This window comes from Nannocystis bainbridge (assembly GCF_028368995.1).
GTDB classification, from domain to species: Bacteria; Myxococcota_A; Polyangia; order Nannocystales; family Nannocystaceae; genus Nannocystis; species Nannocystis bainbridge.
In genome coordinates, this window is the sequence record NZ_JAQNDL010000002.1 from 282,504 (window position 1) to 301,013 (window position 18,510).

Below are 18,510 nucleotides of genomic sequence, written 5' to 3' on the forward strand. Positions count from 1 at the left end.
GGCACCTGCCCCGAAGAGCATGGCCGAGAGGACAGGGCGAGAGCGGCCAGACGGCGAGCGCGCCGGCGGGGCGCCGACGACAGCGCGGGTGCTTTGAGGCATGTCCTCGCGGACATGTCCTTTCGCGCCGGGCCTCGGGGACATGTGCGAAGGGGCAGGCGGGGCGCCCGCGGCGGTCACAGCGACTCCAGGAAGGCGATCAGGTCGGCGCGCTCGTCGGCGGAGAAGCTCCGCACGGCCTCGCGCGCGGGCTCGGCCTCGCCGCCGTGCCACAGCACCGCCTCCATCAGCGAGCGGGCGCGGCCGTCGTGGAGGAAGCTGGTGTGGCGGTTGACCGTCTCGACCAGGCCGATGCCCCACAGCGGCGGGGTCCGCCACTCGTTGCCGTCGGCCAGGTAGTCGCGGCGGCCGTCGCCGAGCCCGTCGCCCATGTCGTGCAGCAGGAGGTCGGTGTACGGCCAGATCGTCTGGCCCCGGACCTCGTCGATGGCGGCGTCGGCGGCGGTGATGTGGCGCGGGACGTGGCAGTCGACGCAGCCGGCCGCCGCGAACAGCCCCTTGCCGCGCAGGACCTCGGGCGCGTCGGCGCCGCGGCGAGCGGGGACGGCGAGGGTCGCGGTGTAGAAGACGACGTCTTCGAGCAGGTCGGCCGTGACCTCGGGCTGGCCGCCGTGCGGGGCCGCGGCGCACTCGGGCTGGCCTTCGGGACAGTTCTCGAGCGGGAACATCTCGGTCGTCAGGCCCATGTCGCCGAGGAAGGCGCCGGCCGTCTGCTGGGCGATGGTCGACTGGTTGGCCTTCCAGCCGAACCGGCCGAGCACGGCGGCGTCGGCGGCCAGGTCCCACACGTAGTTGGCGCGGCCGGAGATGCCGTCGCCGTCGGCGTCGCGTGGGTCCTCGCGGGCGACGATGTCGGCCTCGGGGATGGCCTCGAGCAGGCCCATGCCGATCATCACCGGGGCGACGCGCGGCGAGATGAAAAGGTCGGCCGGCAGCGGGCCGTAGGCCGGGTCCTCGAGGGTGTAGGTCGGGACGCGCAGGCTGTACGCCTCGCCGTCGGCGAAGGCGCCCGGGCGCTCGACCCACGTGACCTTCGGGACAGCTTCGGGCGCGACCCCGTCGATGGCGTTCGGCTGCAGCTGGTCGCCGTAGCCGGGCACATCGCGCGGGCCGCCGTGCAGGCCCTCGCCGGGGATCGAGAGGCGCAGCAGCATGCTGGTGAACGGCTCGTCGGCCTCGGGCGGGCGGCCGCGGCCGTCCTTGAAGTGGCAGGCCGAGCACGAGCGGGCGTTGAAGGTCGGGCCGAGGCCGTCGCGCCCGGTGGTCGAGGCCGGGGCGATGACCCAGTTCTTGTTGAAGAACGAGTTGCCGACCACGAACCGCTGGCGCCGCTCGAAGGTCATGTTGCGGGCGCTGTACGAGAACGCGTTGGGGCTCTCGTCGCGGATGGTGGTGTCGCCGCCGGCCAGCTCCTCGCCCGGCTCGAGCGCCGGGGCGAGGTCTTCACAGGATGCCCCGAAGAACAGGGCCAAAAAGACAGGCAGGCGGCGCACGACCCAGTCTACTCCAAGTTGAGCTCGATCTCGAGCACACCCGCGACCTGGACCAGCGCCTCGGTCGCCTCCTTGAGGCTGTCGATCGCGGCCTTGACCGCGGCGCGCTCCGGGCTGCCGTCGGCGGCCTGGATGGCGTTGTCGAACGGGGCCGGGATGGCCTTGACGGCGGCGACCGCGGCCTGGAGCTTGGCGGTGGCGTTGGCGTCGACGTCGGCGTCGAGGCGGGCGACCAGGCTCGAGAGACCGGCGCCCGCCTGCCCGTCGATGCGGCCGTGGTACACGTCGTCGATGCCCTGGATGTTGGCCAGGATGTCCTTGTGGGTGTTGTCGCTGAAGCAGGAGTGCTCGTCCTCCTGCTCGCGGGTGTCGTAGGCGACGGTCATGCGCTCGCCGGCGAGCTCGGCGCCGCTGAGGCTGGCCATGCCGAGCAGGACCTTGCCGATCGCTTCCTTGGGGTCCTGGGCGACGAACTCGGCGCGGTAGTTGGCCTGTCCTTCGGACCAGGCGTCGGCGACGCGCGCCAGATCGTCGAGCAGCAGCTCGCTCGTCAAGGTGAGGTAGTCGCGGCGGCGCTCCTGGTTGGCGGCGGTGCCCTCGGGCGCGTCGACGAAGTCGGTCCACGGGCGCGCGCCCGGGCCGTCGGCGCTCAGGTCCTGGCCCCACAGCAGGAACTCGATCGCGTGCCAGCCGGTCGAGATGCTGTCCTCGCCCTCGGCGCCGTTGCGCTCGATCAGCACGTCGCGGGTGATGTCGGGGTAGCCGGCGAGGTCGTTGATGATGCCGGCGTCGGCCTGGCCCTCGACGTAGTCGATGTACGCCTCGTCCATCGGCCAGGCGTTGATGCGGCCCTCGAGCTCGTCCGGGGCGGCGTCGATCGGGCCGTTGTAGAAGCGGAACACCTCGGTGAGGCCGTACTGGTCGCGGGCGCCGAGCCAGGCGGTCTTGGTGGCCGCGAGCGTCTCGGCCGAGGGATCGCCGACGAACGCCTGCAGGGCGCTGTCCATCTGCTCGGCGCCGCGGCTCGACTTCTCGTAGGCGGCGGAGACCAGCTCGGCGTAGCGATCGACCACGTTCTGCGCTTCCTCGCGGAAGGACGCGTCGTCCCAGCCGGTGTCGGCGGTGGTGGTGCAGGCGGGGAGGAGACAGAGGGCGAGGAGCGAGCGGCGCATGCGGGGGCTTCCAGTCCGTGAGGCGCGCCAGCGCGAGGGGCGATGGCGATCGAAATTTGGGATACTGAAAGTGGTTTTCAATGTCAACGCCCCGGGAGTGCCTGGACGCACGCCAGGGCCGCGGCTATGGTGCCGGCCATGGCGGCGACCGCCGATACTTCACAGAACCGTAACTATTACGACGCTTTCTCTGCCGGCTACGACGACGGCCGCGATCGCGGATACCACAAGCTCATCGACGACCAGGCGGCGGCGATCGTCAGCCGCTACGCCGCCGGGAAGGACGCGCTGGAGGTCGGCTGCGGCACGGGGCTCATCCTCCAGCGGGTGGCGTCGGTCGCCCGCTCGGCCAAGGGCGTCGACCTGTCGCCGGGCATGCTGGAGCACGCGCGCAGCCGCGGGCTCGACGTCCAGGAGGGCAGCGCGACCGACCTGCCGTTCGCCGACGCCAGCTTCGACGTGACCTACTCCTTCAAGGTGTTGGCGCACATCCCCGGCTGGGAGCGCTGCCTGCAGGAGATGGCGCGCGTGACCCGGCCCGGCGGGCACATGGTGTTCGACATCTACAACCGCAACTCGCTGCGGTACCTGATCAAGCGGCTGTGGGGCCCGCGCAAGACGTCGCACAGCTTCGACGAGGCGGCGATCTCGACCCGCTTCCTCAGCCCGGCCGAGGCCGCGGACGTGCTGCCCGCGGGCACCCGCGTGGTCGGCCGCGCCGGCATCCGCATCACGACGCCGCACCCGGTGGTCTGCCGCCTGCCCGTGATCGGCAGGGTCCACGACCGCGTCGAGTGGGCGCTGATGGAGAGCCCGCTGGCCGCGCTGGCCGGGTTCTACGTGTTTGTGGCGGAGAAGTTGTGAGGGTCCTGGTCGTCACGACGACCTTCCCGCAATGGGCCGGCGATCCGCGCGGCCGCTTCATCCTGCGTCACTGGGAGGCGCGCGCGGCGGCCGGCGACACGGTCAGATTTCTGGTGCCGCGGACGGCGTGGGTCCGCGGCGCGCTGCCGTCGCCGTGCGAGGTGGTCCGCTTCGCCTACGCGCCGACCGGCATGTCGTCGCTGACCGGCCAGTTCGGCATCCTCGAGAACATCCGCGATCGGCCGTGGCGGGCGCTGCTGGTGCTGCCGTTCGTGGCCGCGCTGCAGCGGGCGCTGCAGCGCGAGATCCGGGCGTTTCGCCCCGACAAGGTCGCGGCCCACATGCTGCTGCCGTGCGGCTGGCTGGCGGCCGAGGCGGCCCGCGCGGCCCGGGTGCCGTGCGAGCTGTACGGCCACGGCACCGATGTCGACCTGCTGCTGCGCCTGCCCGGACCGCTGCGCGAGGCGGCCCTGACGGCGCTGGGGCAGGCCGAGAGCGTCGCCCTGCCGTCGGCCGAGAAGCTGGCCCGGGTGGCCGCGGCCTGGCCGGGTCCGCCGCCGCTGCGCATCGAGACGATGGTCGGCAGCGTGGCCGATGGGGCAGGTTCCAACGCACATGTCTATCAGGACATGTCCGAACGCGCAGGCGACGAGGTGCTGTTCCTCGGGCGCCTGATCAAGCAGAAGGGCGTCGACGATCTGCTGCGGGCGGCGGCGCTGATGCCCCGGCGGCCGCGCCTGGCGATCGCCGGCGACGGGCCGGAGCGGCGCCGACTGCAAGGCATGGCGGAAGGGCTGCGGCTCGACGCGCGCTTCCACGGGTTCGTCGAGGGCGCGGCCAAGGAGGCGCTGTACCGGCGAGCTGCGCTGCTGTGCGTGCCGTCGCGCGAGATCGGCGGGCTGTCCGAGGGGGCGCCGCTGGTGATCGCCGAGGCCAAGCGCTACGGGCTGCCGGTGGTGGCGACGGCCGTGGGCGGGATCCCCGAGCTGATGCGCGACCTGTATCCCGAGACCGCCCTGGTCCGGCCCGGAGCGCCGCAGGCGTTGGCGCAAGCGCTGGCGCAGGCGCTCGCACAGGGGGCCTGAGCGGCGTGGTGACGCGACGCGTGAGGGCGGCGCGGTGAAGTGGTTGCGGCGTGCGCTGGTGGGGTTGATCGCGCTGCTGCTGGTGACGCTGGCGATCGGCTGGGTGTACCTCGGCGACCTCGTGCTGGCGGTGGCGGCTCCGAGGGTCCCGTTCGACCGCGCGAACGTGCCGCCGGCGCCCGACTACGACCAGCCCGCGGCGTGGAGCGCCCGGCCCGAGACGGTCGACGCGGCCGACGCGGAGGTCGAGGGCGTGGCGATCGCGGCGGACCCGGAGGTCGACGTGTTCTACCTCCACCCGACGTCGTTCCTCGGCAATGCATGGAACGCCGGCCTCGATGACGCGACCGTCAACGTGGCGACGGACCAGGGGGCGACGCGGATCCAGGCGAGCCTGTTTTCGGGCTGCTGCCGGGTGTTCGCGCCGCGCTACCGCCAGGCCAACATGACGGCCTTCACGACCGCGAGCGCCGACGGGGCGGCGGCGATCGGGCTGGCCGGCGACGACGCGATCGCGGCGTTCCGCCACTACCTCGAGCACGACAACCACGGGCGGCCGTTCATCCTGGCGGCGCACAGCCAGGGCTCGTTCGTCGGGCTCCGCCTGCTGCGCGAGGTGATCGCGCCCGGGCCGCTGCGGCAGCAGCTGGTGGCGGCGTACCTGCTCGGCGGACCTGTCACGGTCGAAGCGCTCGGTGACCTGCCGGTGTGCGAGTCGCCGGCGCAGACGGGCTGCGTGGTCGGCTTCAACGCGCGCAGCCTGGGCTACCGGCCAGGCATCGAGTTCGTGGAGAACCCGCCGCCGCCGGCAGGCGCGCCGCCGCGGACGCGGGTGTGCGTCAATCCGCTGACGTGGACCACGGACGCGGCGCAGGCGAGCGGCGGGCTCGGGGCTGTCTTTTGGGACAGCAGCGGAGCGAGGCCGACGCCGCGGCCCGGGTTCGCGTCGGCGCGCTGCGAGGCGGGCACGCTGTACGTGGAGCTGAGCGGGTCGGTGCCGCGCGACTTCATGAGCCGCCTGCTCGACCACGCGCTCGGGGCCGGCAACTATCATGCGATCGAGTACGGGCTGTTCTGGCTGGACCTGCGCGCGAACGCGAGGGCGCGCGCGGCGGCGTTCGTGGCCCAGGAAGCGGCTGTCCGAAGAGACATGTGATTCGATGCTGTTCGAAGGGACAGGCGAGCTCCGCGGGCGGATGACGCGCTGCCGGTCGCTCGGCGGTAACGGGATGGCCGAAGGGACAGGTTCGTCGCGTCACCCGGGCGACGCGGCTGCGGGCGGCTTGCGGGTGCGCAGGTCCCAGACCAGCAGGATCACGCCGATCACCAGCGCGGCGTCGGCAATGTTAAAGCTGGGCCAGCTGCCGCCCCAGGGGTAGTTGAGCTTGATGAAGTCGACCACGCCGTGGTGGCCGAGCGCGTCGACGCGGAACAGGCGATCATAGACGTTGCCGAGCGCGCCGCCGGCGACGAGGCCGCCGGCGACGAAGCGCAGGCGCGTGCCGTGGGGGGCGCGGGTGGTGAGGACGATCCAGGCGATCATCGCCACGGTGACGGCGAGCAAGACGAAGGGGTAGTCGAGCCGACGCACGAGGCCGAAGGCGCTGCCCCGGTTGTAGGCGAAGGCGAGCTCGAGCCACGGATCGAGGACGACTACGACGCGGCCGGTCGGGCGCAAGCTGTCCCACACCCACTGCTTGGTGCCCAGGTCGAGGGCGAGCGCGCCGGCGCCGGAGACGGCGAGCAGGGCCCACAGGCGCGGGCTGGCGGGGACTTGCTGGTTTTTTAGCATCGTGCTAGAAAAACAGCACAAGGGATGCCGCGACGCAAGCCCGACCTCGATCCGCTGAGTCGGCGTGAGCGACAGATCATGGACATCGTCTACCGGCGCGGGCAGGCGACCATCCGCGACGTGCTCGACGCGCTGCCCGACCCGCCGACGTATTCGGCAGTGCGCGCGCTGGTGAAGGTGCTCGAGGACAAGGGCCACCTGCGGCACACGCAGGACGGGCCGACGTACGTGTACGCGCCGACGCGCGCGCGCGCGCGGGTGGCCACGTCGGCGCTGGCGCACGTGGTCGACACGTTCTTCGGCGGGTCGGCGAGCGACGCGGTGGCGGCGTTGCTCGACCTCGACGGGCGCGAGCTGTCGCGGGCGGAGCTCGACGAGCTGGGGGCGATGATCGAGCAGGCGCGCAAGGAGGGCCGCTGAGATGATCGCGGCGGCGGCGGCTTGGCTGGGGGCGCTGCAGCTGGTGGGGGCGCTGGTGTTCGCCTCGGCTGGCCTTTTGGACATGTGCGCCCGCGGGCGCAGCGCGGCGGTGCGCCGGCAGATCTGGGCCCTGGCGATCGCGGTGGCGCTGGTGCTGCCGCTGCCGCGGCTGGCCTTGCCGACGTCGGAGCTGCGGTTGCCCGAGGTCGCGGCGACGGCGTGGCTGGTGGCGTGGGCGATCGGGGCGGGGCTGTTGCTGGCGCGGCTGGTGCGGGGTCAGAGGCTGGCGCGCAGGCGAGCGCGGCGGGCCAGGCCGATCGCCGACGGGCCGTGGCAGGCGACGGCGCGGGAGGTCGGCGGTCCGCGGGCCGAGCTGCGCGCGTGCGAGTCGGCGCGCACGCCGATGGTGGTCGGGCTGGTGCGACCGATCGTGCTGGTGCCGGTGGTGATGCTGGGCGCGCCGGCGGCCGAGCGACGGGCGCTGCTGGCCCACGAGCTGGCCCACGTGGCCCGCGCCGACGCCATGGTGGCGCTGGCGGGCGGGCTGGCGCGGGCGGTGTACTGGCCGAATCCGCTGGCCTGGTGGGCGCTGCGGCGGCTGCGAGCCCACGCCGAGGACGCGGCCGACGACGCCGCGCTGCACACGGGGATCGCGTGCTCGAGCTACGCGGCGCAGCTGGTGGCGGTGGCGCGGGCGCAGCTCGAGCGGGCCGGGCGGGTCGCCGCCGGCGGGCTGCGGGCGCGCGTGCGCGGGGTGCTCGACGCCAGGCGGATCCGCAGCGGCGCGCCCCGTCCGCTGCGCTGGGGCGTGCCGCGGTTCATCGCGGCGGCGCTGGTGCTGGCGACGATGGTGACGGCCTGCGAGGCGCGCTCGGCCGAGGATGACGGGGCGCGGCCGGGCGTGCGGCCCTGAGGTCGCGGCGTCAGTCGCAATATCCGGGGACCCGGGCCATGCGGCCGCCGTCGCCGACGATGACGCGGCGCTCGCCGTCGGCGAGCCTGCGCGCCCACGGCGCGCTCCAGGCCTCGAGCTCGGGCTCGTCGAGCAGCACGAGGTCGTAGACGCGGCCGTCGGCGCCCAGCGCCGTGACCCGCGTCGGGCCGCGGCTTCGCGGGGCGAGCGCTGCCGCGCGGCATGGCTCTTCGGTATACGGTCGCTCGATGCCCGGTCACCGCCAGGAGGGGCGGATTCTTGCGCAATCTGGGGCGACGATCGGCTTTTGACGATCGTTCGAGGGCGGTGGATGGCCTGAAGCGGCGCACTGGCGCGAGGTCATGCTGCATCGAGCGAGACTGGGCTGCCCGGACGCATGGAATGATTCGCGCGCCTGGGGTGGCGATGCTGCGCGGATGAAATGTCATGACATGGCCTCGGGGCAGGCGGTGCGGATGAGGCGTTCCACCATTACCTCTGGCGCCCAAATTTTCGGACCGCTCGGGCGGATTGCTGCGAGCTGGCCGGAGGGACAGGCGGAGACTGCGCCGGGGCCGGGCGTTCGGATGGCGGGAGGTGCCGCGGGTCACGGCGTGCGGGCGCGAAGGGGCGCGAGAGCGGGAGCAGGGCCGGCGTTCGCAGCGCGGGCGCGGCCGTTCGGCTGCAGGGGCGGCGAGGCGGGCAATCTCTCGCGGCCATGAACCGACGAACCTTCCGCCACGCTGCGAGCCCACGCGCCTCTCGATGGCTCCTGCTGCTCCTCATGTCCGCCTGCTCCCGCGGGAGCTTCGGCGGCGAGGTGACGAATCCCGACACGGCCCCGCCCGAGCCGGGTGGGGCGAGCTCGGGCGCGGAGAAGGGGGCGCCGGCGCCGGCGGCGACGCACGAGCGGGTCGCGTTCCAGTGGACCTCGGGCACCGATTCGCTGTCGGGCCGGATCAAGACCCAACTGCCCGGTGGCGAGGCGTTCGAGGGCCGCTATCACGAGATCACGAAGACGGCGACGGTCGACGAGTACGGCGATCTCTATGGGGCGTGGTACGCCGATCCGTGGATGGGCTCGAACTGGTACTGGGGCGGCACCTGGCCCTACTACGATAGCGTCGAGGAGTTCATCACCCGCAACACCGGCAAGGTGGTGGCCACGCTCGAGGGCGACCGCGGGACGAAGATGCGCTGTCGCTTCACGCTCGAGGACCCGGACCGCGGGATCAAGGGCGGCGGCACCGGTGAGTGCCAGCTCTCGAACGGCGAGCGGATCACGACGCGCTTCGAGCCGCAGTGAGCATCGGACTCGACGACGGACCTCGAGCGGAGCGCGGCGGAGCGAGCCGTCGCGCGCTCCGCGACAGCAGAAATCACGGGACTCGTGCGCTCGTCGTGACGGCAGGATTCATGGGACTCGCGTGACGGCAGGATTCATGGGACTCGCGAGTCGCTGCATATCGGTGCTTCGATAGGCAGCGAGCCCATGAAAATCTGCGGCGTCAACGGACGCCCGGCCCGCTCACAGCGCCATGCGGAGGATCACCCACACGATTGCGAAGATCACGAACAGCGTCAGGAAGGACGGGACCTTGCTGGTCTTGGCGGGCTGGGCGACGGCGGCGGGCGGGGCCACGGCCGGCTCGGACTGCGCGGCGGTGGGCGGGTTGACGGAGACGTTGACCATCCACCGCCGGTGCTCGCGTCCCGGGTGGGTGTCGGTGCGGTTGAGGTTGCCGTTGCTCAGGTCGAACTTGTTGCCGTCGCCGCCGTCGAGGCCGACCGCGAGCCAGGGCTCGGGCCCGAACTGCACCCCGGTGACGGCGCGGTCCATGTAGCGGAGCTGGCCGATGTTGTCGCGCCCCGGCCACGACAGCACGATCACGAGGCTCTCGCCGAGGACCATGGCGATCGCGTCGCCGCCGAGCGAGCAGGCGATCGCGCGGATCGGCGTGTCGGCCGGGCCGCCGGTGAGGTGGTGGACGGCGCCGCTCTCGACGCGCAGGAGCTTGTTGGCGAGGGCGACGACCCAGAAGCCGCGCGCGTTCCAGGCGGCGGCCACCACCGGCGCGCCGACCTCGACGTCGAACAGCAGGCCGTCGGGGCCGAACACGCCGACCTTGCCTTGCTCGTCGGCGACGAGGAACTGACCGCTCACGCCCCACGCGACCACGGCGGCGCCCGGCCAGGCGTGCCGTCGTCCCGGGCCGCTCTGGGTCAGCTCGACGACGCCGTCCGCGGTTGCAACGAGCACATGCCCCGCCGGCGAGACGGCGGCGTCGCGGGCGATGTCGCCGGCCTCGGCGGTGGCCCGCTGCTCGTCGCGCTGCGGGTCGTGCCACACGGCCTGGCCGTCCTCGTCGACGCTGATGACGGCGTCGGGGGTGGCGCCGACTGCCACCAGCGGGGACTTGCAGTCTCGCCGCCAGCGCGGGCCCTCGCTCGGACCGTCGTGGACGAGGAGCTCGGCGTCGTCGGCGAGCACGAGGTTGCGACCGGCGCTATCGAAGGCGATCATGCGCATGCCGCGTATCACGGGGCGCGACGGCGCGCAACGGGGGGGCGACGGGGCTGAGGGGCCGCAGGAGCCCGCTGGCGGCGAGATCGGGCCGCGCCCGGGATGGTCGGCACGAGTCGGCGAAGGCGGGGCGAGTGGCCCGAGCCGGGACGGTCGCGGGCACCGACGAGTCAGGACGTGGACTGTCGTTAGGGACATGTCCTTTGGGGCATGCTCAGCGAGACATGGCTGTGAGGACATGTCCGGAAGGGCATGTCATTACGAAAGAACAGGCCCTTCGCGGCGGTGGCCGCGAGGACCTGTCTGGAAGGGCATGTCCACAAGGACACGCTCTCCCGCGCGCTCAGGGCTTGGCGACGACCAGGACCTTGCCGCCGCGCTGCTGCTTCTCGGCGTGGCGCAGGGCCTCGCCGATGCGGTCCAGCGGGTAGGTGGCCTCGATCGGGGTGGTCAGCTCGCCGGTTGCGAGCAGGCCGAGCAGCTCGCCGAAGGCCTTGGCGACGCCCTCGCGCGGGGTGTTGCGGAACCACTCGACCAGCCAGAAGCCGCGCAGGGTGACGCCGCGGAACACCAGGTCGACGCCCGAGAGCTGGCAGGCCTCGCCGGACAGCAGGCCGTAGTTGACGACGACGCCGCCGGGGCTGACGGACGAGCCGAGGCGACCGGTCGCGGCGCCGCCGATGGCGTCGACGGCGAAGCGCAGGCTGCCGTCGCCGACGACGGCCTTGACGCGCTCGGCGAGGTCGGGGCCGTCGACGAGCACGACCTCGGCGCCCCAGCTCTTCAAGGTGTCCTCGAGGCCAGGTCGACGCACGACGGCGATCCCGCGCGCGCCGGCCTTTTTGGCGAGGGTGAAGAAGGCGCGGCCGACCCCCGAGTTGGCGGCGTTCTTGAGGACCCACTGGCCGGGCTGCAGCTGGGCCTCGTGGACGAGGGCGCGGGCGGTCAGCGGGTTGACGGTGAGCATGGCCAGCTGCTCGTCGGCGATGCCGGCCGGGAGGGCGAACAGGCCGGAGGCGGCGAGCACGTGGTGCTCGCGCCAGGTGCCGCCGCCGAGCAGGACGCGGTCGCCGACGCGGATGTTGTCGACGCCGGAGCCGACCGCGGTGACGACCCCGACGCCCTCGAGGCCGCCGATCGCCGGCAAGGTGGGGACGATGCCGTACTGTCCGCGCAGGTTGAGCAGGTCGGCCGGGTTGATCGGCGCGGCCAGCATGGCGACGGCGGCCTGCCCGGGCCCGGGCGGTGGAGGTGCGGGGAGGTCGACGACCTCGGCGACCTCGTCGGGGGCGCCAAAGCGGGAGAACTGAACGGCTCGCATGGCCGGAAAGTAGCACCGCGGCGGGCTCGATCGCTCGAGTCGCGGCGGGGATGCGGACAGCGAGCCCGGCCGCGCGAGCGAGCGGAGGCCCGGCCGCAAAAGCGTGAATCCGGGACGTCGAGGACGGGTGAAATGAAGGTCGCGGGTGCCCGCGAGCAGCGGCCGGGCGCGACGCAGGTCGCGGGTGAACGGCGAACGGAGGTGCAGCGCGACGACTCGCGGGCGCCCGGCGAGCACCCGTGATTCGCTGCGCCGGGCCTCAGAAGCGGCCGGACAGCGTCAGACCGGCGTAATTGAAGCTGAGGGTCGGCTGCAGGCGGACCTGGTTGTGGGTGATGTAGCGCATCAGCTTGAGGTTGCGGCCGTAGGCGACGCCGTGGGTCAGGAGGCCGACGCCGACGACGCCCATCGCCTGGCCGATGCCGATGCCCGCGAGGTAGCCGCTCATGCGCCGGCCCATGCACTGGCGGAAGCCGGGGACGTTGCCCTCGACGACCTCGGGGCCGCCGAGGTCGCCGCCGGTCATGTCGAGGATCGGGCTGCGCTCGTTGCAGGTGGCGAAGCCGAGGACGTCGGCGAACGAGGCGATCCGGACGCCGAGGTAGGTGACGATGCCGGCGGTCATGATGCCGGCGCCGAGGCCGATCTGCAGGGCGGCGTTCTGCTTGCGCTCGCCGGAGAAGGCGGTGCGGTGGGCGTCCCAGCGGCCGCGCATCGAGCCGCCGCCGGCGGCGAAGGCGAAGGCGGCGGTGTTGGAGAGCAGGCCGATCGGGGCGAGGATGCCGAGCGCGGCGCTGCCGTTGATGCACTGGTCGAAGCCGGCGACGCTCATGGCCTCGTTGTCGTAGCTGAGGTCGCGGCACAGGCGGCTGGCCGCGACGACGCGCCCGAGGTTGGCGCCGAAGCCGATGCCGCCGAGCACGCCGGCGGTGGCGAGCAGGCCGGTGCCGCGCCAGCGCGGCTCGGGCGGGCGGGCAGAGGCAGGGGCGGGGGCGTCCACGCTGGCGGCGGGCGCGGGGCCTTCGGGCGCGGGGGCCTCGGGCTGGGCGGCGAGGACGACGGAGAGGGCGAGGGCGACGGTGGAGGCCATGGTGGTGCTTCCGATCGGGATGTCCGCGAGGACATGGGGTGCGATCACCACGCGGCGGCGCGAACACGTCGCGCTGCGGTCGTCGGGTGACGCGGCTGCGATCACCGGCGAGCGGGCGCGAGCGCGGCGCGCCGCGCGGCCCGTGGGGTGACCACGATCGGATAGCTGCCCGTGCGGGCGCGACGGATCAGTGCGCGCTGTTTGGCGAGCTCACGGCCTCTGCACGTCGTTCGCGTGAAACCGGGCCCCGGACGGGCCTTCAGGCCCGCGGGAAAGTGCTGCTTTCTGCAACGACGTCGGCCAGCAGGTCGGCGACGGTGTGCGCCTCTTCCACGGTGAGGCACAGCGGCGGGCAGATGAATAAAAGATTGTCGCGGTACGGGACGTAGGCGCCGCGCTCGAGCAGGCGAGCGGCCAGCGGGGCGGCGGGGCGGTCGAGCTCGAGGCAGCGCATCAGGCCGAGGCCGCGGCTGTCGCGGACGGCGCCGCGCAGGGATGGCTTTTGGGACATGTCCTGAAAGCGCTCCGCGAACACGCCACCGACCTGGTCGGCGTTCTCGGGCAGGCGCTGCTCGGCGTAGACCTCGAGCGCGCCGAGAGCGGCCGCGCAGCCGACCGGGTGGGCGTAGTGGGTGACGCCGCACCATAACTTGTGGTCGTCGAAGTGAGCGGCGACCTTCGCGGAGGCCATGACTGCGGACAGCGGGGCGTAGCCGCTGGTGAGGCCCTTGCCGAGCACCATGAGGTCGGGCTGCACGCCCCAGTGCTCGCGCGCGAACCACCGGCCGGTGCGGCCGAAGCCGCTGAAGATCTCGTCGTCGACGAGCAGGATGCCGTGGCGGTCGCACACCGAGCGCACCGCGGGCCAGAAGTCGGGCGGCGGGGGCTGCATGCCGTTGGTGCCGGTGAAGCCCTCGAGCACGATCGCGGCGATGGTCTCGGGGCCCTCGCGCTCGACGACCTCGTGCAGGCTCTGGGCCCACGCCGAGGGCTCGCCGGCGGGCGCGGGGTACGGGTCGTCGATGTGGATCGCGGGCGCGAGGTCGGCGGCGAACGGGGCGCGGCGCGGGTCGCCGGCGATGCCGAGCGTCGCCAGGGTGGCGCCGTGGTAGCTGCGGCGGCGCGTGACGATCTTGCTGCGGCCGGTGTAGAGGCGGGCGATCTTGATCGCGTTCTCGACCGCCTCGGCGCCGCCGGAGGCGAGGAAGGCCCGGGCGAGGCCGGTGCGCTCGGCCAGCGCGGCGGTGAGCTGCTCGCGGACCTCGAGGCGCATGTTGGGCCCGGCGACCGGGAGCTCGCGGATCTGGGCGATCATCCGCTCCTGAATGTGGCGCACGCCGTGGCCGGCGTTGACGTTGTAGGTCTGGCTCTCGAGGTCCCACAACCAGCCGTGCTCGCGGGTGCGGAAGCGGGCGCCCTCGGCGGCGTCGACGGTGAGCGGGTGGGCGTTTCGCTGGGCGGACCAGGTGTAGAAGATATGGCTCATGGGACATGTCCTCCGCGCCAGCGATCGAGCTGGACCACGGTGAACGGCTCGGTCTGGCCGCAGCCGCGGCCGACCAGGACCTGGCCGCGGGAGAGGTCGATGATCATGCGGCCGCAGGTCTTGGAGGCGGACGGATCGCCGCCGCCGTCGTCGATGTGCGAGCAGACCGAGCGGGGGAAGCCGTCGTGGCTCGACAGCATGGTCCACAGGGCGCGGGCGTCCTGCGGGCGCTGCTGGACGTAGAGGGTGGTGGCCAGCTCCATGCGGCGGAACGAGGTGCTGGCCTTCGGGACAGCTTCGTGCTGGCGCAGGATCGGGTCGAAGCAATGGTTGGTGTGGAGGTGGGCCGCGCGGGCGCCGACCTGGGTGACGACCTTGAGCTTGCCGGAGGTCTCGACGCCGAAGAACTCGCGGCCGTCGGCGATCATGTAGTGGTGACCCGAGGACAGGCGGGTGCGCAGCAGCAGGTCGCGGGCCTCGCGGGCGCTGGCGCAGGCCAGCATGGCGCGCACGAGCGCGGGCCAGACCACGCCGACCTGACCGTCGGTGCTGGACAGGTTGTTGATGGTGACGGCGAGGCCGCTGGCGCTGACGCCGGTCATGCCGAGGCAGCCGGTCAGGGTGAAGCAGACGACCTCGTCGTCGCCGCGCCTGGGCTTGATGCGGATGGCGCGCACGTAGGGCTCGGCGGTGCCGTGCATGTCCCAGGTCTGGCCGAGCACCGGGGCGTCGTGGCCGGGCAAGTAGACGGCGGTGCAGCCGCCCGGATCGTCGTCGTCGTCGTTGGTGTTGAGGGCGTGGAAGGTGTCCGAAACGACAGGGTCTTCCGGACATGTCCCTTCGAGCACGCTCGGCGGGACGTCGCGCAGGTCGGTGTAGTGGTTGAGGATGACGACCGCCTCGGGGGTGACGGCGGCGCCGCGGGCGATGCCCCGCAGCTCGGCGGCCAGCGGCGCCGAGAAGTTGTCGAGCAGCGGGAGGTGGAGCCGGGCGACGTCGTCGAGCTGGGCGCGGCCGGAGAACGAGCCCTTCTTGAGCGCGAGCGCGGCGCGGATCTCGACGAGCTCGCGGATCTCGGCCCGCCACAGCTCGCCGTGGGCCTCGCCGCGGGCGGCCGGGTCGTCTTGATCGAACAGGAACGGTGCGAAGGAGTCGGTCACGCGGGGCTCCGGGCCTCGTCGATGGCGGCCAGCACGCGGCGGCGCAGGTCGCCGGTGATGGTGGCGGGCGAGATGGTGAGCGGCGGGGCGAACACGAGGGTGTCGGGCAGGCCGTTGCCGAGGTAGAGGCCGCGGTGCAGGCAGGCCTGGTCGACGGCCTCGGCGACGGCGACGCTGGGGAAGGTGATGGTGCGGTAGAGGCCGACGCCGCCGAGCCGCGCGCCGGGGCAGGCGGGCAGGACGTCGTGCTGCAGCAGCTCGTCGAGGGCGGCGATCGACTCGGCGAGGTCGAGCCGCCGGGCGGCCCGCAGGTGCTCGTGGGCGCGGATCGCCGACAGCTCGTCGCCGTCCCAGGTCGAGATCAGGACCAGCGGCTTCTTGATGAAGTAGCGGTCGCCGACGAAGATGTGGCCGATCTGGCCGCCGGGGTACCAGAGCACCATGTCGGGCACGACGTCGGTGGGCAGGGTGTCGACGCCCCAGGCGGCGCCGCCGGTGCGGTAGCAGCCGCTGGCGGCCTCGACGAGCACGAGCGGGATGTCGTGGGCGCGGCAGGCGGCCGCCAGCACGCGCGCGGGCTCGCCGGCGAGGACCCGGCCCGAGCGCTCGCCGACGACCTCGACGAACAGGCCGAGGATCTTGTCGGCACCTTGCCTTTCGACCAGGTCCTTGAGGCCAGCTTCGAAGCCGGCGGGGTCGTCCTCGGGGTGAGGCAGGCGCGGGAACTCGAACAGGGCCAGGCCGTCGCCGAAGCCGGCCGGGTCGGACAGGCTGCGCGCGGCGGCGGTGACGTGGCCGAGGTAGCCGCCCTGCAGGCCGACCGCGAGCTGGCCCTGCGGGCGGCTGAGGCGGAGGCAGCGCAGCGCCTTGTCGACGGTCTCGTCGCGCGACGAGGTGAAGTACATGTGGCCGGTGCCGCGCGGGGCGAGCAGGCGCAGGTGCTCGCTGTAGTGGACGGTGTCGACGGTGGCGTAGTTGCTGAGGTTGATGCGGCTGGCGGTCGGGCCGACCAGCTCGTGGCCGGCCATGAACGCCGGCGTGGCCCCGAACGGCTGCTGCAGGCCGCTGGCGAGGTCGAGGATGCCCTCGTCGTTCGGCGCGCGCGGGACCGGCGGCGGGACCAGCGGGATCCGGTAGTAGTCGGCCAGCGCGTTGCCCTCGTACTGGTGCGTCAGGCGGACCACCGGGAAGGCGCCGTACGAGCGGTTGAGGCCGGCCATGGCGTCGGTGGTGCCGACGCGGTTGCGGCCCGAGACGTAGGAGAAGCCGTGGACCTTGGCCCACTGGACCTGGGCGCGCTTGAGCAGGCGACCGACGCCGCGGGCCCGCGCGGCCTCGGCGACGGTGACGTCGGCCGAGTAGAAGGTGTCGCCGAGGCCGAGGCGCTCGTCCTGGCTGGCGCCCGAGACGCCGCGGAAGCCCTCGAGCGGGCCGCCGAAGCAGAAGCCGAGGATCGAGCCGCTGGCGGTGTCGACGGCGCACAGGCCGAGGCCGGTGGCGGCGGCGCGGCGCAGGTAGGCCTCGCTGTCGCGGCGCGCGGGCTCGTAGCTGGTGTTCTCGATGACCATGATCTGCGGCCAGTCGCGCTCCTCGATCGGGCGCACGATCACGGCCGGGTCGCTGTCGGCGGTCTGACCCTCGGGGACCCAATCCTTGGCTGTCTTGTCGGACAGGCGCGCGAGCGACTCGTGGATCCGCTTGAACAGGTCGTCGACGACGCGCTCGTCCCAGCCGGCGCTGAAGCGGAACCGGATCGTGCGCTCGCCGGCGGGGTAGGTCATGAGGCCCCGCTGGTAGCGCTGGTCGATGAAGGCGGTCTGAGCGGCGGTGTCGGGCAGGTCGAAGGCGAGGGCGGTGCCGGCGAGGCGGACGTCGCCGACGAGGCCGGGGAAGGCGGCGGCGAGCGCCTCGGCGCGCGGGCGCAGCAGGCTCTCGAGGTAGGTCTGGTCGCGCGAGGTCTCGAGCTGGATGAGGCCGCGCAGGGCCGAGGCGACGTGGACCTGGTTGCTCTCGGGGTCGGGCCAGCGCGACAGGACGACGCCGAGGCCGGCCTTCTTGGCGCAGGTCAGGATGTCGGGCGCGGTGGCCTCGTCGCCGCCGAGGCCGAGGCGGGTCCACCAGAAGAACGGGCCGCCGGTGGCGAAGCCGGTCTGGACCTCGTCGACGACCAGCGGCAGCTTGCGCGCGCGGGCCAGCTTGCACAGGCCGAGCAAGAACTCGCGGCGCAGGTAGACATCACCGCCCTCGGCCTGCATCGGCTCGACGACGATGGCGTAGATCTCGTGACCGCGAGCGTCGAGCAGGCGCTCGACCTCGTCGAGGTCGGCGTGGCTGAACACGGCCTCGTAGCCCTCGAACTCGAAGGGGGCGCGCTTGTCCGGGTTCCAGGTGGCGGCGAGGGTGGCGAGGGTGCGGCCGTGGAAGCCGTCGCGGAAGGCGAGCACGCGCCGGCGCGGGCCGTCGACCGGCGGCGGGGCGTGCAGGCGAGCGATGCGCAGCGCCTTCTCGTTGGCCTCGGCACCGCCGGCGCAGACGAAGCTGACGTGGTCGAGCGCGGGCGGGGCCAGCCGCTCGAGCGCCTCCTCGTAGGCGGCCAGCTCGGGCACGTGGTGCACCGTGGTGTCGGGGTTGCTCCACAGGCAGTGGTCGAAGCGGCCGGTGTAGAGCGCCTTGACGATGCCCGGGTGATAGAAGCCGTGCGTCAGGGTGGCGATCTGTGAGCAGGCGTCGAGCAAGGTGAGCGGCCGGGCGTCGACCGAGACCATGTAGGGGCCCGAGCTGCGGCGGGTGTCGACGACCATCGGCTTCTTCTCGCGGACGGTGAAGCCGCCGCCGTAGAAGCGCTCGAGCAGGGCCGCCGACTCCGGCAGCTCGCCGCCGGGCGGGATCCGTACGCGCCTCGTCTCGCGCTCGAAGATCGCCCGCGGGCGCGGCGCCTCGGACCGTTGGCTCGACTCGAGGGCGTCGAGCCGGGCGTTGAGATCGAGTTCGCGGCCTGAATCCGGTTCAATAGACACGGGTCGAAGTGTATCGCCGCGGCCTTGGGCTCGCTGTGCCGCCCGTGCGGCGGGCGGCGAGGCCGCCCTCACGCGTGGGCCGATTCACGCGCCTGGGCCCGTCGGCGGGGCCC

General features: G+C 73.0%; 16 protein-coding genes. 6 read left to right on the forward strand and 10 right to left on the reverse strand.

Annotated elements, in window-relative coordinates:
• Window positions 1-176: 176 nt before the first annotated feature.
• Both POL25_RS18780 and POL25_RS18785 read right to left on the reverse strand, forming a co-directional pair.
• Window positions 177-1,553: a di-heme oxidoreductase family protein gene (locus tag POL25_RS18780; RefSeq protein WP_272087466.1), complete on the reverse strand. Its 1,377-nt coding sequence runs from the start codon at window positions 1,551-1,553 to the stop codon at window positions 177-179.
• An 8-nt stretch (window positions 1,554-1,561) separates the two neighbouring features.
• The gene (locus POL25_RS18785; protein ID WP_272087467.1) at window positions 1,562-2,725 is read right to left on the reverse strand and encodes an imelysin family protein; all 1,164 of its coding nucleotides are present in this window, start codon (window positions 2,723-2,725) and stop codon (window positions 1,562-1,564) included.
• Between the two features lie 138 nt (window positions 2,726-2,863).
• On the opposite strand from POL25_RS18785, the gene POL25_RS18790 reads away from it, so the two are divergent.
• The 3 genes from POL25_RS18790 to POL25_RS18800 are packed head-to-tail and all read left to right on the forward strand — an operon-like array spanning window position 2,864 to window position 5,830.
• Window positions 2,864-3,589 carry a class I SAM-dependent methyltransferase gene (locus tag POL25_RS18790; RefSeq protein ID WP_272087468.1) on the forward strand — a complete coding sequence of 242 codons (726 nt, stop codon included), beginning with the start codon at window positions 2,864-2,866 and terminating at the stop codon, window positions 3,587-3,589.
• Window positions 3,586-4,674: a glycosyltransferase gene (locus POL25_RS18795; RefSeq protein ID WP_272087469.1), complete on the forward strand. Its 1,089-nt coding sequence runs from the start codon at window positions 3,586-3,588 to the stop codon at window positions 4,672-4,674. The genes POL25_RS18790 and POL25_RS18795 overlap by 4 nt, the downstream gene beginning before the upstream one ends.
• A gap of 34 nt (window positions 4,675-4,708) precedes the next feature.
• Entirely contained in the window at window positions 4,709-5,830 is a 1,122-nt protein-coding gene (locus POL25_RS18800) for a DUF3089 domain-containing protein (protein WP_272087470.1), read from the forward strand.
• Window positions 5,831-5,929: 99 nt separating this feature from the next.
• On the opposite strand, the gene lspA is transcribed toward POL25_RS18800, so the two are convergent.
• Window positions 5,930-6,466 (reverse strand): signal peptidase II, encoded by a 537-nt coding sequence (gene lspA / locus POL25_RS18805; RefSeq protein ID WP_272087471.1) that lies wholly within the window; start codon window positions 6,464-6,466, stop codon window positions 5,930-5,932.
• A 24-nt stretch (window positions 6,467-6,490) separates the two neighbouring features.
• On the opposite strand from lspA, the gene POL25_RS18810 reads away from it, so the two are divergent.
• Both POL25_RS18810 and POL25_RS18815 read left to right on the forward strand, forming a co-directional pair.
• A complete protein-coding gene (locus POL25_RS18810) occupies window positions 6,491-6,886 on the forward strand; it encodes a BlaI/MecI/CopY family transcriptional regulator (RefSeq protein WP_272087472.1) in 396 nt (131 codons plus the stop codon).
• A 1-nt stretch (window position 6,887) separates the two neighbouring features.
• Window positions 6,888-7,799, forward strand: a complete 912-nt coding sequence (locus POL25_RS18815; RefSeq protein ID WP_272087473.1) for a M56 family metallopeptidase — start codon at window positions 6,888-6,890, stop codon at window positions 7,797-7,799.
• Window positions 7,800-7,809: 10 nt separating this feature from the next.
• On the opposite strand, the gene POL25_RS18820 is transcribed toward POL25_RS18815, so the two are convergent.
• Window positions 7,810-7,938, reverse strand: coding sequence for a hypothetical protein (locus tag POL25_RS18820; protein WP_272087474.1), 129 nt, complete (start codon window positions 7,936-7,938; stop codon window positions 7,810-7,812).
• A 645-nt stretch (window positions 7,939-8,583) separates the two neighbouring features.
• Here POL25_RS18820 and POL25_RS18825 point away from each other — a divergent pair.
• Window positions 8,584-9,105, forward strand: a complete 522-nt coding sequence (locus POL25_RS18825) for a hypothetical protein (protein WP_272087475.1) — start codon at window positions 8,584-8,586, stop codon at window positions 9,103-9,105.
• A gap of 222 nt (window positions 9,106-9,327) precedes the next feature.
• Here POL25_RS18825 and POL25_RS18830 read toward each other — a convergent pair whose 3' ends face one another.
• The 6 genes from POL25_RS18830 to POL25_RS18855 form a co-directional block, all read right to left on the reverse strand.
• Window positions 9,328-10,323, reverse strand: a complete 996-nt coding sequence (locus tag POL25_RS18830) for a hypothetical protein (RefSeq protein WP_272087476.1) — start codon at window positions 10,321-10,323, stop codon at window positions 9,328-9,330.
• 343 nt (window positions 10,324-10,666) lie between these two features.
• A complete protein-coding gene (locus POL25_RS18835; protein ID WP_272087477.1) occupies window positions 10,667-11,644 on the reverse strand; it encodes a zinc-dependent alcohol dehydrogenase family protein in 978 nt (325 codons plus the stop codon).
• A gap of 259 nt (window positions 11,645-11,903) precedes the next feature.
• Window positions 11,904-12,734 carry a hypothetical protein gene (locus POL25_RS18840; protein WP_272087478.1) on the reverse strand — a complete coding sequence of 277 codons (831 nt, stop codon included), beginning with the start codon at window positions 12,732-12,734 and terminating at the stop codon, window positions 11,904-11,906.
• A 259-nt stretch (window positions 12,735-12,993) separates the two neighbouring features.
• Entirely contained in the window at window positions 12,994-14,220 is a 1,227-nt protein-coding gene (locus tag POL25_RS18845) for an aminotransferase family protein (protein ID WP_272087479.1), read from the reverse strand.
• Window positions 14,217-15,380, reverse strand: coding sequence for a C45 family autoproteolytic acyltransferase/hydrolase (locus POL25_RS18850; RefSeq protein WP_272087480.1), 1,164 nt, complete (start codon window positions 15,378-15,380; stop codon window positions 14,217-14,219). The genes POL25_RS18845 and POL25_RS18850 overlap by 4 nt, the downstream gene beginning before the upstream one ends.
• Window positions 15,377-18,397, reverse strand: a complete 3,021-nt coding sequence (locus tag POL25_RS18855; protein WP_272087481.1) for an aminotransferase class III-fold pyridoxal phosphate-dependent enzyme — start codon at window positions 18,395-18,397, stop codon at window positions 15,377-15,379. Before POL25_RS18855 ends, POL25_RS18850 begins: the two co-directional genes overlap by 4 nt.
• Between the last annotated feature and the right edge of the window lie 113 nt (window positions 18,398-18,510).